A 15,549-nucleotide genomic window follows, 5' to 3' on the forward strand; every position below is an offset into this window, starting at 1 on the left:
AGGCTCCTTAGCGTTGCCACTGGGCGCGTTTGAGCGACCAGACAAAGTCCAGTTTGTGATACCCGACAAAGTCGGAAGCCGGCAGTGCAGCGGTGGGGTAGACGATGCCGCCGTCTTGTTTGAGGGCGAAGTTGAAGTAGCCCTTGGTGGGCGAATACGCGGCGGTGCCGTGGCAGGCGAAACACGACGACTGGTTCTGGAACGCCGATTCCAATTGGGAGTTGGCGAGCAGGGTAGGCGTGGTATTGGACTGCACGCCGATCAACTCGTATTGCGCCAGTGTCGGGTTGCTCGCCTGAAAACTCGTATTGACCGGTTGCGCCGCCGGGGTCGGCCCGGTGCTGTTGGTCATCGGCGTGGGCGGGATCGCGTTGGTCACGGTGTACTTGCTGTTGTTGCGGTTTTCGAAGGTGGTCCACACCCAGTCGGGGTTCAATTTGTTGATCACATGCAAGCCGCTCAACGCGGCATAGCCCACCACGTACTCAGTGCCTTGCTGGTAGTAGGTCTGGGCGATGTAGTAGCCATCGTTGGCCAACTGCTGCTGGTAGGTCGGGTTGTTACCGATCCACAGCCAGGCGGCCTTCAGTTCCCAGGCCGTGGAGGGAAAGTTGAGGTCGCTGGTCAATGCGGCCTGGCCATTCACGTTGTAGACCTTCTGCTGCACGATGTAGTTGAAGGTGTCCGGCCCCATCAGCAGTTGAAACCGCACCGCCTGGCCTTGCTGGGCTTGCGGCACCTGGCCGCCCATTTCCAGAATCAGCCCGTCCACCTGTTGCGTGGCGTTGAGGTTGTGGAACAGACGATTGACGTTCATGCCCATCGCCTGGGCTTGCGTCAGCACCGCGGCGGGCACGGGTGTGCGCTGGGCGTAGGGCAGGGGTTGCGCGCCATTGGCCAGGTAAACCTGGTCTGAAGGCTTCATGGTTTCCCAGGCCCGATCAGGGCTTTGTGCCGCAGCCGGTTGGTTGAGGCAGACAAACCAGTTCCAGGCCAGGGTCTCGGGGCTTTGGGTGAAGGTGGTTCGCGTCTTGTCGATATTGCCGCCAAACTGCAGAAAATCCGTGCAGTCGAAGGCCGTGTTTGCGCCTTGGGCCTGGGCCAATCCGGCCAGTGCACTCAGGACAGTGATAGATAAGGCTCGCCGCATGGAAGCTCCTTGGCATTGGCCAGTTCGAGGTGTGGGCGCCCCAGGAAGTGTTCCAGGAGCAGTTGCTTGACTGCCGTCGCCGCAAGCTGCTGCGGCAACGCCAGATCGCAATTGGTGATCAGCAATGGGCCGGTCTGTGCGCTGCTGGGCAGGCGCCCGTGGCTGCCACGCACCAGCGTGGTGTCCAGCGGGATCAGGTCCATGTAGTAGCGAAAGCCGAGCTTTTTTTGCAGCAGGCGGCGCGCCATTTTCAGTTTGGGGAAGCGAATCGCCGGGTCGATGAACAGCTCGACCGGGTCGTAGCCAGGCTTGCGGTGGATGTCCACGGTGCGCGCAAAGTCCGGCGCCTTGCGCTCATCCAGCCAGTAGTAGTAATCGAACCAGTAACCCGCGGCGGCCACGGCCACCAGCTCGCCGCTGCGCGGGTGATCGAGCTGCCAGACGCGTTGCTCGGCTGTATCGAGCACCTGCTCGATACCGGGCTGGCGCTGCAGCAAGGCTTTGATCCGCGCAATGTCCTGTGCCTGCTTTACGTAGATGTGCGCAACCTGATGATCGGCCACCGCAAACGCCGCACTGGCGCCCGGGTCGAGCAGTTCCCAGCTCAAGGATTGGCGCACCTGCAACAGGTCTTCGGCGCGCAGCACGCGGTTGATCGACACCGACTGCTCGACCGCTTCGATGCCGTACTCGGACAGCACCATCACCGCCGCCCCCTGCGCCTCGGCGAAGGCCAGCAGGCGCCCCACCTCGGCGTCGATGGCGCGTACTTCATCGGCAATCGAGGGATGTTCAGGCCCCACGCGCTGCAAGCTGTAGTCGAGGTGAGGCAAGTAGATCAATTGCAGGTGAGGGCGATTGATCTGGAACTCGGCCATCGCGCAGTCGACGATCCAGCGGCTTGATGCAATGCCCGCTGCCGGCCCCCAGAAGCCATGGAAAGGGAACTCGCCAATCTGCGCCTCGATCTGCTCATGCAGCCCGGGCGGTGACGAATACAGCCCGAACTGTTTGCGCCCATCGGCCGGGTAATGCGGGCGCGGGGTGATGGCGGCGTCCACGTCGGCGTACATGTTGTACCACCAGAACAACTGGCTGCAGCGAAAGCCCGGGAGCTCGCGCTTGAGCGTGTGCCAGACCTTTTCGCCCTGGATCAACCCATTGGGTTGCAGCCAGAAACGCACCTCGGCCTGATCGCGAAAGTACCAGCCATTGCCGACAATCCCGTGCTGCGACGGCGGTGCGCCAGTGAGGATCGAGGCCTGCACCGTCGAGGTTACGGCGGGGAACACCGGTTGCAGGCTGGCCATCTTGGCGGTCTTGAGCAGGGAGTTGATGTGCGGCGTCGCTTCGCCCAACAGCGAGGGCGTGAGCCCGACCACATTGATCAACAGCAGCGGTTGTTCAGAGGGCATCGGCGTAGGCCTCCTGCACGTGCAACAGGTTGCGCTGGCGCAGTTGCTCTTCGACCCAGCGCAGCTCAGCGGCGATGCCGGCCAATTGAGCGGCCTCGGTAGCGGGCCGCAATTCAACGGGCAGCACGCCCCAGCTATAGGTTTCCACCTCCAGCACCGGGCGCACATCGGCATGCGCCGCCAGGTAGTCGAAGGTCTGCGCCAGGGCAATCTGGCTGCCGCTGAGTTCGGGCAGCAACAGGTGCTCGCTGAACAGCGGGATGTGGAAGTGGATGCGCAGTTCGCCGAACCCGGAGCAGTCCTTCAGGGCGGCCGGCAGGTCTGGCCAGGCCACTCGATGGCCCTGGGCCGTGAGCGCTTTCACCTGATGCAAGTACGTGAGTTCGGCGAAGGTGCTCAGGGTTGTGAGCACGTGTTCGCGCCGGTTGGCGTCGTCCGATGGCAAGCGACAAATCATCGCGTTGGACAGCTGGATCTTGCCCACCGGCACCTCGGCCGCGCGCAGCCGTTCCAGCGACTGGTAGCAGTCTTCGAACATCACCGCCTGATGGCACACATCGAAGCACAACGCCAAGTAGGCATGGTTGGGGTCCATGGATTGCCGGCGCTGGAAAAACGCGATGGCCTGCTCGGTGTTTTCCAGCACGCAGTCCGGTTCCATCTCCAGGCAGAACACGATTTTCTTGCCGGTTTCCCAATGCAGATGGGCGAGTGCGGCGGTGAGTTGGCTCAGTTGCTCGTCGGCGCGCGCCTGCAATGCCGGCGTCCAGGTGGCGGCATAGCCCAGCGGTACCGTGGAGATCACGCCGTGGACGCAGTCGTTTGGCAAGGCATGGGCGAGGAGGCGCGCCAGGTCCAGGCTGTAGGCCAGGCGTTGCGGGTCGGCCCAATTGGGCAGGTAGACGTCGGCTTTGACGGCGCCCTGATGAAATTCGCCATAGGGAAAACCGTTCAGCGAGGTCAAGCGCAGGCCGCTGTGCTTGAGCAATGCCAGGAACTGCACGCGCGCCGATTCCTGCTGCAGCTGCGCCGCCGCGTGAGCGCAAATCCAAAGGCCGCTGTCCTGTTGCTGCAGCCCGCGCAAATTGCGCACGCCTTGAAAATGCTGCTTGATCGAGGCCCGTAATCCGGCCAGGTCACGCGTTGGGTGCACATTGCTGCAATACCCGAGTTGGGCGGCCGTCCAGCCGCTGCCGGCACTCATTTGACCACCGGTTCCTGGCCGCGCAGGGCCGAGTTTTCCTGCCATTGCTTGCGCTGGTCGATGGGCAGCGGCGTGCTCACCCGCGCCTTGTCGAGCTGGCCACTTTGGGCGAAAAAGTCCACCGGGTTATGGAACAGCACCTGCTCGACCTGGGCTTCCGTGAAGCCTGCGGCCAACATCGCCTGGCCGGTCTTGGGCACTTTGAGTGGGTCGCTGATGCCCCAATCCGCCGCGCTGTTGACCACCATTTTTTCGGTGCCGTATTCCTTGAGCAGCGCGACCATGCGCTGCTCCGACATCTTGGTGTTGGGGTAGATGGAATGGCCGCGCCAGCACTCGCTGTCGAGCACCAGCGGCAAGGTCAGTTCGTTGAGGTGGTCGATGATCACCAGGTGCTCGGCGATGCCCACTTCACGGATCACCGCGAGGGTGCGTTTGGTGCCGCCGATCTTGTCGCGGTGCGGCGTGTGCACCAGCACCGGCAGGTTGAATTGCTTGGCCAGTTCCAGCTGCGCGGCCAGAAAGCGGTCCTCTTCAGGGGTGATGTCGTCGTAGCCGATTTCGCCCACTGCCACCACGCCGTCCTTGACCAGGTAGCGCGGCAGAATCTGCAGCACTTCATTGGCGATCGACAGGTCATTCGCCTCTTTGGGGTTAAGGCCGATGGTGCAGAAGTGATGAATGCCAAACATGCTCGCGCGAAAGCGTTCCCAGCCGAGCAACGTGTCAAAGTAGTCGACGAAACTGCCGACACTGGTGCGTGCCTGGCCCTGCCAGAACGCCGGTTCGATCACGCCGGTGATGCCGGCGGCGGCCATGTTCTGGTAGTCGTCGGTGGTGCGGCTGACCATATGAATATGCGGATCGAAGTACTTGAGCATGGTGAATCCTCGTCAAGGGCAGGGGCGGCGTTGTGCGGTGTCAGTTCAGGTAGGCGCGCCATTGCGGCGGCAGGCTCAGGCTTCGCAGGCGCTGGCGTTGCGCGGCGCTGAGCAGGTCAAAGGCGATGACGGTGGGCAACCCGGGGGACACGGTGCGCTCGGCCGCGAGCTGTTCATCGAGCAGGTCAAGGGCCAGTTGGTTGAGCGTGACGCCCTGGCGCTGCGTGAGCCCCACCACGCGCCCCACGTCGAGGCCCATGCCGAGCGCTTTGAGTACCAGTTGGTGAAAGGCGCGCTCCGGGTAATGGCGTGACGGGTAGGCCGTGTCGAGGGCGAGGGCGGCGAATACCTGCGGGTTGCTGGTGCGCCCGGCCTGCAGGGCCAGCGCCACGCAAAGGCCGTCGCTGTCGAGCCAGTCGAGGGCACCCAGCAGGGCGATTTTTTCCTGGTCGTCACCCCACAGGAACAGCTGACGCAGCAGCGGCACCTGCTCGGTTACCGGGGTGTGTTCGAGTGCTTTGGCCAGCACCAGTGCACGTGCCAACTCCACGGCCGACGCGGGCAGCAGGCGCTTGCATTGGCCGCTCAACAACGCCGCCAGGGTGGCGCTGGGTTGCTGGGCAAGCTGCGCCTGTGCCTGCTGCCACCACTCCAGTTGGGCGGCGGTCAGTTGCTGGGGCAGGGCTTGAAGGTGTGCGGCGAGGCCATCCTGGCGCATGTTCATGTCGGCTTGATCCAACGTTGGAAGTGGGGAAGCAGGAAAAACACCACCACACACAACAGGCTGCCCATCGGTTGGTTGGCCACCGCCAAAACCAGTGCGTCAAACAGCGGCAAGGCGGCCAGCCCTGCACCGATAAACGCCCTGACTTGCCGGTGTTGGGGGTTGGCCAGGTACTTGCGGTAATGCCAGCCCAGCCAGCCCAGCCACAGCAGCAGCACCGGCCAGAACCACAGCGTGTTGGAGTAGAACGCCAGGGCCAATGGGCTGAGCATCAGCAGCAATGGCAAGCGGCTGATCAGCTGGTTGCGGTGTTCCTGGCGCGCCAGGTAGGTCAGGCCGCTGATGTACACGCCGAGCAGAATCGCGCACAGCCAGATCGGCTCCGGCGGCACCGCCAGGCTGGCCGCCGCCGTGAGGTACAGCGCCGAGCGACAGGCGCCCATCAGCCACACGCTGTGGGCGTATTTCTTGTGCAGCAGGTTGTAGCCGACGATGCAGCCCACCAACAGCACCACGCTGCCAAGCAGCCAATGCGGCTCGTCGATCAAGCGGCTTAGGCCCAGCACCGCTGCGGCGGCGAGTATCAGCAGCAGCGCCGTGGCCAGGCCGACTTGCTGCCGGCTGGCCAAACCCAGCGTGATCGGACGCGGGTTATGGTGTTGCCGGTCCCAGTCGGCGTCGAGCCAGTCGTTCAACAGCATGCCGGCCAGGTACAGCAACGACAGCGTGATCAGCAGCAGCCCCCACACCAGCGACGACGGCGGTGCCAGGGCGCCGGCGCTGCTGGCGAGCAGGGCCGCAGCGAGGGTGTTGGTCCATACCGTGGGCAGGTTGGAGACGCGGCCCAGGGTCATCCAGGTTTTCATCGGGCTCATTGTGCGTAACCCTCGTCCAGCGTCAGCGCTGCTTCGCTTGCGGTCGACAAGCGTTGCAGCGCGGCCTCCATCGTCGCGCTGTCGATTTCATGCAGGTCCACCGACTGGCCGATGCGGTTGAGCATGGGGATCGACAGTTGCCCTCCCAGGTGCTGGCGGAACTCCTCCAGCCCCAGCAACAGCGGCGAGCGGCCCTGCGCATCTCTCAAGGTCAGTTCAGGCGGGCACAGGTTGAACCCCAGTTTGCGCAGCAGGCTCATCACTCGCTCAGTGTCGGTATCGCTCAACAACCCCAAGGCATTCGCATACAGCCCATCCAATGCCATGCCCACCGCGACCGCTTCGCCATGGCGCAGCCGGTGGTGGCTGAGGTTTTCCAATTTGTGCGCGGCCCAGTGGCCGTAATCCAGCGGCCGACCGTTGCCGCGTTCGAACGGGTCGCCGGCGCCGGTGATGTGCGCCAAGTGCAGCTCGGCGCAGCGGCGAATCGCGTGGCGGCTGGCCGGGTGATCAAAGCGGGCGAGGGCATCGGCGTGTTGTTCCATCCACGCGAAAAACGCCTGGTCCTTGATCAGCGCTACCTTGACCGCTTCGGCCAGCCCGGCGATCTGGTCGCGGCGGGTGAGGCTGGTGAGCAGTTGGAAGTCGTTGATCACCGCCGTGGCAGGGCAGAAGGTGCCCAGCAGGTTCTTCTGGCCGAAGGCATTGATGCCGTTTTTCACGCCGATGCCGGCGTCGTTCTGGGCCAGCACCGTGCTGGGAATACGGATCAGGCGGATGCCGCGGTGGAAGGTGGCGCAGGCATAGCCCACCGCATCCAGCACCGCGCCGCCGCCCAGGGCCAGCACGTAGCAATGCCGGTCCAGGCCGTGTTGCAGCATGTCGGTGTAGAGCTGCTCCAGCACGCGTGCGGTTTTGCTCAGTTCACCTGCCGGCACGGCGATAGGGGCGGTTTGCAAATGCAGGTCTGCATGGGCAGCGAAATAGGCGTCGATTTGAGCCAGCAACTGTGGGGCGCTGTGCAGCAGTTGCGCATCGGCGAACACCATCACCGTCACCGGTGCCGCGTGCTGGGTGATGAGCGCGCGGTGCAGGCACGGGTTAAGCGGATCAAACACGTGATCGGTGAACATCACCGGGTAGTCGTAACTGACCTCGAACCGTCCGCGCAGCGGCTGCTGCCCAGCGGGTTTGCGTTTGAGCAGGCTATAACCGGCCATAAACGCCAGCGGCAACACCATGCTGGCGAGGAGGGTGACCAGCAGTGAGTTCTGCTCGATCAGCAGCGTGCCGATGGCGGTGTAAGCCAGTGCCAGTCCGGCATTGGCCAGGGTGGTGATCAGCAAAAATGCGCGCAGCGGATAGCGTTGCATGCCGGCGGCGACCACCGAGGTTTCCGCCAGCACCGGCACGCCACGCAGGCAAATCAACGACAACGTGCTCAACCGATACGCCAACTGCCCTGGCTGGCGCTGATGCAAGCCAAGGCGGCCGGACAGCAAGCGCAAATAGCCGGCGCCCAGCGCATAGCCCAGCCCGGCGCCCAGGCACAGCCCAATGAAAATCACCAGGTAACCGCCGAGGCCGCCGAGCATGGCCACCGCCAGCAACGCCACCAGGCTTGACGGCACCGGCAACACCACATCGAGGGCGAGCAGGGCGAGCAGCAGCAGTGCCAGGTTGAATGCTTGGGCAGGCGTCGAAGGTTGATACAGGTTGAGGTGAAGCAGGAAGTCTTGGATCTGTTGTTCAAACAACAGGAAGCTGGCGATCACCAGCACAGCAAAGCCTATCAACGACAGCCAAAAATGTTCGGCTGGCCCCTTTTTCGAGAACGCACGGTACCACCGGCTGCGCTTCATCAAAGCATCCCTTTTGAGAGTTAAGACTAAGTTCCGTGTCAGTGTTAAGCGCTGTTTTCAGAGCAATAGAGTCCCTCGCCCGTTGGGCTGGCTGTGTGCGTAATGGCTGATGGCTTTCACGGTATTCATGAACGTAGCCGGTTGTGGTTTTTTTGCAAGTTTGCGCATCAAGGAGTTTAAAGCCGGGAGGTTGGCGCGGTTTAAACAGCGCTGTTTATTTACGCTTTACAATTAGTTGTATGGCTTTTTTCAAAGCGTCAAGAACCCGTTGTTGCGGGCTTTCGCCGGTAACAAGTTCACTACAAGGTCTTGAAGTTTGTTATTTGGATTATTGCCGCTGGCTATAAGTAGATCGGTAATAACTACTTGTCGAGAATGGTTCCGCTTAAGTTGTCTGCATGAGTGTGTCACTTACCCACAAATCGAAAACCGCCGGATAACTTATCCTTTAGATAGCCCACTAACGTACTGACCGATTTCGGTACATGGGGTGAATACGGTCGAATCAGGTAAATCTCATCGGCAAACGCGCCCTTGAGCGTCCAGCCCGTGAGCACTTGCACCAAGTTGCCATGGGCCAGTGCGGCCTGCGCGCTGAAATCCGGAAGCAGGGCGATGCCCAGGTGGTTCATCGCTGAGTCGCGCAGCGCTTCACTGTTATTGGTCGAAAAACTCCCAGAGATCGGCACGGTCACCCGTTCAACCTGTTTGCCGCCGCGTTCAAAGGTCCATGCCGGCTGGTCGGTGCCCCGAGGGTAGTACAGGCAGTTATGCGCGGTGAGGTCGCCAGGTTCGCGCGGTTCGCCTTGCTGATGCAGGTACTCGCGCGTGGCGACCAGCACCGAGCCGGTGTCGCACAGCTTCCACGCTACATGGGTTTCCGGTACCTGGAAGCCGTGCCGTACCGCCAGGTCGTAGCCTTCGGCCGCCAGCGAACTCAAGGCATCCGAGACGTCCAGCTGGATGCGCACCTGCGGGTAAAGTTGCAGGAACTCGGACAGGTGCGGCACCAGTTGCTGGCGGGCAAATGCCACTGGCGCGGTGAGGCGTACCAGGCCGCGAATTTCCCCGGCAGCGTCACGCACCGAAGAGAAACTACGGGCGATCTGCGCATAGGCGCTGCGCACTTCGCGGGTCAGTGACAGGCCCGCATCGGTCAGCCGCACGCTGCGTGTGGTGCGGGTGACCAGCCGGGTGCCGGTGGCTTTTTCCAGGTCTGAAATGCGCTGGCTGACAGCGGATTTGCTCACGCCCAGGCGCGCGGCAGCGGCGGTGTAGGTGCCTTGCTCCTCAAGCACCGACAGCCAATGAATGTGAGTCCACAGCCCTTCGATCTCAGCCTTTTCCATGATTCTATTGTTCGCCTATGAGGACAATCAGTTCTGGATTCTGCTATGGTTCGGAACAAACTGAAAGCCTATCGTGGGCTCCAACGTTTACCGACCTGGGACCCATTGCCATGAGCATCCTCGAGCATTACATCAACGACCAGCGCGTTTCCCGCGATGATCGCTATCAGGACGTCTACAACCCGGCCACCGGTGAGGTGAGCGGTCGCGTGGCCTTGGCCAGCCGCCAGACCGTGGGCGAGGCCGTCGCCGCCGCCCAGGCCGCCTTCGCCGGTTGGGCCGACACCCCGCCGATCCGCCGTGCCCGCGTACTGTTCGAATACCTGCACCTGCTGCGTGACCGCAAAGACGACCTGGCGCGCATCATCGTCGCCGAACACGGCAAGGTGTTCACCGATGCCCAGGGCGAAGTCGACCGGGGCATCGACATCCTCGAATTCGCGTGCGGCATTCCCAACCTGCTCAAGGGCGAACATTCCGACCAGGTGTCGCGGGGCATGGACAACTGGACCCTGCGCCAACCCTTGGGCGTGGTGGCCGGCGTGACGCCGTTCAACTTCCCGGTGATGGTGCCGATGTGGATGTACCCGATCGCCATCGCGGCGGGCAACACCTTCATCCTCAAGCCCAGCCCGACCGACCCGAGCGCTTCGCTGTTCATGGCTGAGTTGCTGCGCGAAGCCGGCTTGCCCAAAGGCGTGTTCAACGTGGTACAGGGCGACAAGGAAGCGGTGGATGCCCTGCTCGAACACCCGGACGTCAAGGCCGTGAGCTTTGTCGGCTCCACGCCGATTGCGCAATACATCTACGAGACCGGCGCGCGCAATGGCAAGCGTGTGCAAGGCCTGGGCGGCGCGAAAAACCACATGGTGGTGATGCCCGACGCGGACATCGAAAAAACCGTCGACGCGCTGATGGGCGCCGCCTATGGCAGTGCCGGCGAGCGCTGCATGGCGATTTCGGTGGCGGTGCTGGTGGGTGATGTGGGCGATAAGATCATCGCCGCCTTGACCGAGCGCGCGAAGACATTGCGCATCACCGACGGCCGCGATTTGAAAGCCGAGATGGGCCCGATCGTGTCGCGGGCTGCGTTGGAGCGCATCAGCGGCTATATCGAACAAGGCGTGCAAGCCGGGGCAAAACTGCTGCTCGACGGGCGCGACTATGTGCCCAGCGAACCGGGCCTGGAAAACGGCTTCTGGCTCGGCGCAACCTTGTTCGACCACGTGACGAAAGACATGAGCATCTACCGCGAAGAAATCTTCGGCCCGGTGCTGGCCTGCGTGCGCGTGAATGACTTCGGTGAGGCGATCAAGCTGGTCAACGACCACGAATTCGGCAACGGCGTCAGTTGCTTCACCCGCGACGGCAACATTGCCCGCGAGTTTGCCCGGCGTATCGAAGTGGGCATGGTCGGCATCAACGTGCCGATTCCGGTGCCGATGGCCTGGCACGGCTTTGGCGGCTGGAAGAAGAGCTTGTTTGGCGACATGCACGCCTACGGCACTGAAGGCGTGCGCTTCTACACCAAGCAGAAGTCGATCATGCAGCGCTGGTCAGAGAGCATCGAGCAGGGCGCGGAGTTTGCGATGCCCGTGTCCAAATAACCTCAGCGCGCTGTAGATCAACGGTGGGAGCTGGCAAGCCAGCTCCCACATTTTTTTGACCGCGTTTATTCAGGCCGTGGTTTTTGTTGGGTTCAGGCATTCGCTGGAGCGATCCACTGTGGTCTTGGCCATCTCCAGCCAATGCCACACCGCCAGAATCTTCCCCCGCCCGGGCTTTGGCTTAACCGAGGGGCCGGTTGGGGACGACTTTATCCATGGTGCAGCTGCTATTGAACAAGGACGCTAGCGCCAACGCGGCTAAACGAGGGTGGCGGCTGTAGGCGGGCTAGCAGACCGGTCAATAGGAAAACCGGCGCACCCGAAGGTGCCCTACGCACAGCTACCGTAGGAATTGGCGAAAACACCACGTAACAAACGACGTTTTCAGTGAGGGAACCTATTCACTCTGGCGTACGACTGATTGGTCGCTGGTGTAGGTAAGTTCGTGCGGTTTTTGTACGAAAAAACAACACCGGTGAACGAGGCTCCCCAAACCGAAGCATCCGGTGCTTGATCCGGCCTGGATCTTCAATTGCGGGGGGGCTTATCCAGGGCAACAGTCAGAAAAAGCCAGCCGATGATGAATATAAGTCCGTCTTCCCCCGTTCCTCCAGCCGCCAACGCCAACCCCTTTGGCGCCGGTATCGGACCCGCTCACGGGCAGAGCCGTAATCCCCGAGCAGTCGACGCGTCGCCACCTTTGCAAAACAGTGTTCCGGGAGAAATGACCGGTTCTGAGGATAAACAGGTCAGTCTTGGGCAGAAACCGATTGCCCCTCCAGCCCCCAATCACGAGTCTGATGTTGCCAAAGCGGTGATCTATGGAGCCGTTACCGTCACCCCGCCGACGGCGAGCTATACGCAACAGGAGCGACTGAAGCGCATCGATGCCTATGCCGGTCGTGTCGTGACGCAAATCCAAAACATAGAAAGTGGTAGCGAAGGCGAAAGCAATATCAGGTTCCAGAAGGTGCGCCAGTTCCTGGAACCGGCGGGTTACTTCAGCGGTGGGTTATTGGCGGCAGGGTACGACCCGCATGAAAAGGTCACAGTGACGTTCACCTCCTACACCGGCAAAGGGCGACCCGAAGCACTGACCAACACCGATAAACGCACCTACTTTGCCTGGGAAATTGCAGCCGGCGCCCTCGCGCATGACAAAGTGCAGCGGGGAGGGCCGGTCAATTTCCAATTCATGGAAATCGAAAAACAAGACCTGACCAAGGTCGCCGATCTGGAATTACAGGGCAAGCAGCTTCAGAAACATTGGGAAAATGAAATAGCAACGCCCATGCGGGATGCTAACGGCGCGCTGTCCAAACGCTCCGGAAAAGCGGACGCCTATGCGGTACGCGGCACCTTGCAGCACCTGTCTAACGATAAAGAAAGTTTCGAAAAGTTAAGCCTTGAAGGTCAAGAGGCTATCAAGCGAACGTTGCAAAAAAATGGGCAGGTCATTATTCCCAACCTGTATGGCTATCCATTGGCAGGGTATGCCTTTATTCCCAATACCCCCTATGACGGTAAGCCTGAGCACAGGCCTAACCAGGGCGTGATGGTCGACTTAAAGAACGGCATGGTCCATGAAATAACGGGCGACAAGGCATTCGCCCAGTGGGCTAAAAACAATCGAAGTGATCTGCTGCGCGGTTTCAATGCCAGCGACAGACAAGGCAGGCACGATGCACATTGGCCAAAGGCGGAACGTGTGCTTGATAGTTTTATTGAGGGCACTAATGCCCACTATCCGGGGTACGCCAGTTTTCTCAAAGATAAAGGGGTGCCGGTCTGGGAGACGTTTAACTACACCGAGTCGCGAGCGACGGATTATCGGTTGAAATACGGCGATTTGGATGCCGGTATTGCCACTCAATACCAAGAGGTCAACGCCAAAAATGCCGTGTGGTCCGACCAAACTGAAGTATTTGGTTCCTCACAGCAAAACTGGAAGTCTGCGAAAGACTTTTGGGGCAATACCTTCGGTTACCTACCTGTGGTGGGCAATGTGGGCAATGTGGTCTTTGGCGTCCATGACGCCATCTATGGCATGACCGCCGACGACCGTGTAGGCGGCAGTGCGGCGGCAGTGTTATCAGGCCTGCAACTGGTACATGAACTTGCCTCAATTGGTGTGGAAGTGGGGTTAGGTGAACGACCTGCCGCCGCAACTCCTCTGAAGTACTTCTGGAAACACAACCCTGAGACCAACGATTTCGAATTGGTGCGGGTTAACAATGCGTTGAAAAATACCGAGGCGGTGTCCGTTCCCCTTGAGGGTGCGCCTAAGGTGAGTCCTGCGCCTGATACGTCTGGCGCTATCGGCCAGATGCGAGAAGTAGAGTATGCGGGGCAAAAGTACTTCGTCGCTGATAAGCCAGATGCGGGGGGCGGCTATTTTCTATTGCGTGTCAAAGACCCGCACAACCCCGGAAAACTAGTCAGTAGCGGGAAAATTGCCAAGCCGGACAACGCCGGTATTTGGAAACGAAGAGGGGTTGCCGGCGGGGGCAGAACTGAATTCGTTCCACTCAAGGAACACATTGCAGGCACCACGCAACAAAGACCCGCGGCCCCTGAACAAATATTGGAGTTCAATCGAAGGCCAAGTGGGCGCTATGCGTTGACTTCGCAAGACCCGCGGGACGCCAAGCCGTTTATTGCTGATGGTGCGTACGCATTTGTTATACGTGCGGATGAACCGGACAGGGTGTATGTCGGCTCGATGAACAAAGGCCTCACCCCTCAAGGCAAGCCTTACCCCTACAACTTGCGAACCAACCCCGGCTGGGTGGAGGGGCACTCAGCACTGACCAGCGGGCTGAAATCACTGAAGGGAGGGACTACTGATGTGATGTATGCGGGGACTGTTTACATAAAAGATGGCCAGCCCGAGTTTTGGACAAACTCGAGCGGTCACTACACGCCTTCCGCCGAACTGCGCGATACGAACCTCACACCCGAAGTCAAAAACATACTGCCTGCAGAACGATTTGTGGATGAAGATGACCTGACGCCCGCACAACGAAGACTGTGGGATGAAAGCACACACTTGACCCCGGCGGAGAAAGAGGAAAACGACCAGTTCATGCTCGAGCAATACAGTGCGCAGGATAGCGGCAGTGACGATAGCGACGATGACTATGATTGATTCGACCGCAAATGTTGCTGCGTTGCGCAACAGGGGTGAGCTGAAGCACCGCCTTGGCGCGCAGAGCCCTGGCCTGCGTTTTGTCGATACCGGTGCCCAAGTCACCCAAGGCGGTTGATGACCCAGGGCTTGCATCGCAAATGCAGCGTGTCAGTCGCCGACTAGATCGACGGAGCTACCGCCATCGCAGGCAAGCCAGCTCCCACATTTTTTACCGTATTCAGGCGGTGGTTTTGCGCCAGCAGAAGATCGAATGTGGGAGCGGGCTTGCCCGCGATGAGGGTGTGACGGTCAATCTGTTGGGGACTGGTCTACCGTTATCGCAGGCAAGCCAGCTCCCACATTTTTTACCGTGTTCGGGCGGTGGTTTTTGCGTCAGCGAAAGATCAATGTGGGAGCGGGCTTGCCCGCGATGAGGGTGTGACGGTCAATCTGTTGGGGACTGGTCTACCGCCATCGCAGGCAAGCCCGCTCCCACACTGTTTACCGTGTTCAGGCGGTGGTTTTTGCGTCAGCGAAAGATCAATGTGGGAGCGGGCTTGCCCGCGATGAGGGCGTGACGGTCAGCCTGTTGGGGACTGGTCTACCGCCATCGCAGGCAAGCCAGCTCCCACATTTTTTACCGTGTTCGGGCGGTGGTTTTGCGCCAGCAAAAGTTCGAATGTGGGAGCGGGCTTGCCCGCGATGAGGGTGTGACGGTCAATCTGTTGGGGACTGGTCTACCGCTATCGCAGGCAAGCCAGCTCCCACATTTTTACCGTGTTCAGGCGGTGGTTTTGCGCCAGCCGAAGATCAATGTGGGAGCGGGCTTGCCCGCGATGAGGGTGTGTCAGTCAAGCTGTTGGGCACTGGTCTACCGCCATCGCAGGCAAGCCAGCTCCCACACTTTTTACCGTGTTCAGGCGGTGGTTTTGCGCCAGCAGAAGATCGAATGTGGGAGCGGGCTTGCCCGCGATGAGGGTGTGACGGTCAATCTGTTGGGGACTGGTCTACCGCTATCGCAGGCAAGCCAGCTCCTACACTGTTTACCGTGTTCAGGTGGTGGTTTTGCGTCAGCGAAAGATCAATGTGGGAGCGGGCTTGCCCGCGATGAGGGTGTGTCAGTCAAGCTGTTTGGAACTGGTCTACCGCCATCGCAGGCAAGCCAGCTCCCACACTGTTTACCGTGTTCAGGCGGTGGTTTTGCGCCAGCCGAAGATCAATGTGGGAGCGGGCTTGCCCGCGATGAGGGTGTGTCAGTCAAGCTGTTGGGGACTGGTCTACCGCTATCGCAGGCAAGCCAGCTCCCACATTTTTTACCGTGTTCGGGCGGTGGTTTTGCGCCAGCAAGAGAT

10 protein-coding genes are annotated in these 15,549 nt (G+C 60.7%); 2 read left to right on the top strand and 8 right to left on the bottom strand.

The window, feature by feature from the left end; all coding sequences use genetic code 11:
* Positions 1–7 precede the first annotated feature (7 nt).
* The 8 genes from AACW30_RS24590 to AACW30_RS24625 all read right to left on the bottom strand — a co-directional run bounded on the left by AACW30_RS24590 (position 8) and on the right by AACW30_RS24625 (position 9,460).
* The gene (locus AACW30_RS24590; protein WP_200623669.1) at positions 8–1,150 is read right to left on the bottom strand and encodes a hypothetical protein; all 1,143 of its coding nucleotides are present in this window, start codon (positions 1,148–1,150) and stop codon (positions 8–10) included.
* A complete protein-coding gene (locus AACW30_RS24595) occupies positions 1,120–2,565 on the bottom strand; it encodes an alkaline phosphatase family protein (protein WP_200623671.1) in 1,446 nt (481 codons plus the stop codon). The genes AACW30_RS24590 and AACW30_RS24595 overlap by 31 nt, the downstream gene beginning before the upstream one ends.
* A complete protein-coding gene (gene eboE, locus AACW30_RS24600; RefSeq protein WP_200623673.1) occupies positions 2,555–3,769 on the bottom strand; it encodes a metabolite traffic protein EboE in 1,215 nt (404 codons plus the stop codon). The genes AACW30_RS24595 and eboE overlap by 11 nt, the downstream gene beginning before the upstream one ends.
* The gene (locus AACW30_RS24605) at positions 3,766–4,650 is read right to left on the bottom strand and encodes a TatD family hydrolase (RefSeq protein WP_200623674.1); all 885 of its coding nucleotides are present in this window, start codon (positions 4,648–4,650) and stop codon (positions 3,766–3,768) included. The genes eboE and AACW30_RS24605 overlap by 4 nt, the downstream gene beginning before the upstream one ends.
* Positions 4,651–4,690: 40 nt before the next feature.
* Positions 4,691–5,374, bottom strand: a complete 684-nt coding sequence (locus tag AACW30_RS24610; protein WP_200623675.1) for an EboA domain-containing protein — start codon at positions 5,372–5,374, stop codon at positions 4,691–4,693.
* Entirely contained in the window at positions 5,371–6,240 is an 870-nt protein-coding gene (locus tag AACW30_RS24615; RefSeq protein ID WP_200623763.1) for a UbiA family prenyltransferase, read from the bottom strand. Before AACW30_RS24615 ends, AACW30_RS24610 begins: the two co-directional genes overlap by 4 nt.
* A gap of 5 nt (positions 6,241–6,245) precedes the next feature.
* Positions 6,246–8,111 (bottom strand): 3-dehydroquinate synthase, encoded by a 1,866-nt coding sequence (locus AACW30_RS24620; RefSeq protein WP_200623676.1) that lies wholly within the window; start codon positions 8,109–8,111, stop codon positions 6,246–6,248.
* 407 nt (positions 8,112–8,518) lie between these two features.
* Entirely contained in the window at positions 8,519–9,460 is a 942-nt protein-coding gene (locus tag AACW30_RS24625) for a LysR family transcriptional regulator (RefSeq protein ID WP_200623677.1), read from the bottom strand.
* 110 nt (positions 9,461–9,570) lie between these two features.
* On the opposite strand from AACW30_RS24625, the gene AACW30_RS24630 reads away from it, so the two are divergent.
* Together AACW30_RS24630 and AACW30_RS24635 are read left to right on the top strand one after the other, a co-directional pair.
* Positions 9,571–11,067 carry a CoA-acylating methylmalonate-semialdehyde dehydrogenase gene (locus AACW30_RS24630; RefSeq protein WP_200623678.1) on the top strand — a complete coding sequence of 499 codons (1,497 nt, stop codon included), beginning with the start codon at positions 9,571–9,573 and terminating at the stop codon, positions 11,065–11,067.
* Between the two features lie 724 nt (positions 11,068–11,791).
* Positions 11,792–14,215: a hypothetical protein gene (locus AACW30_RS24635; protein ID WP_200623679.1), complete on the top strand. Its 2,424-nt coding sequence runs from the start codon at positions 11,792–11,794 to the stop codon at positions 14,213–14,215.
* The last annotated feature ends 1,334 nt before the right edge of the window (positions 14,216–15,549 follow it).

The sequence above is a fragment of the Pseudomonas sp. MF6747 genome, from assembly GCF_963890955.1.
GTDB lineage: Bacteria > Pseudomonadota > Gammaproteobacteria > Pseudomonadales > Pseudomonadaceae > Aquipseudomonas.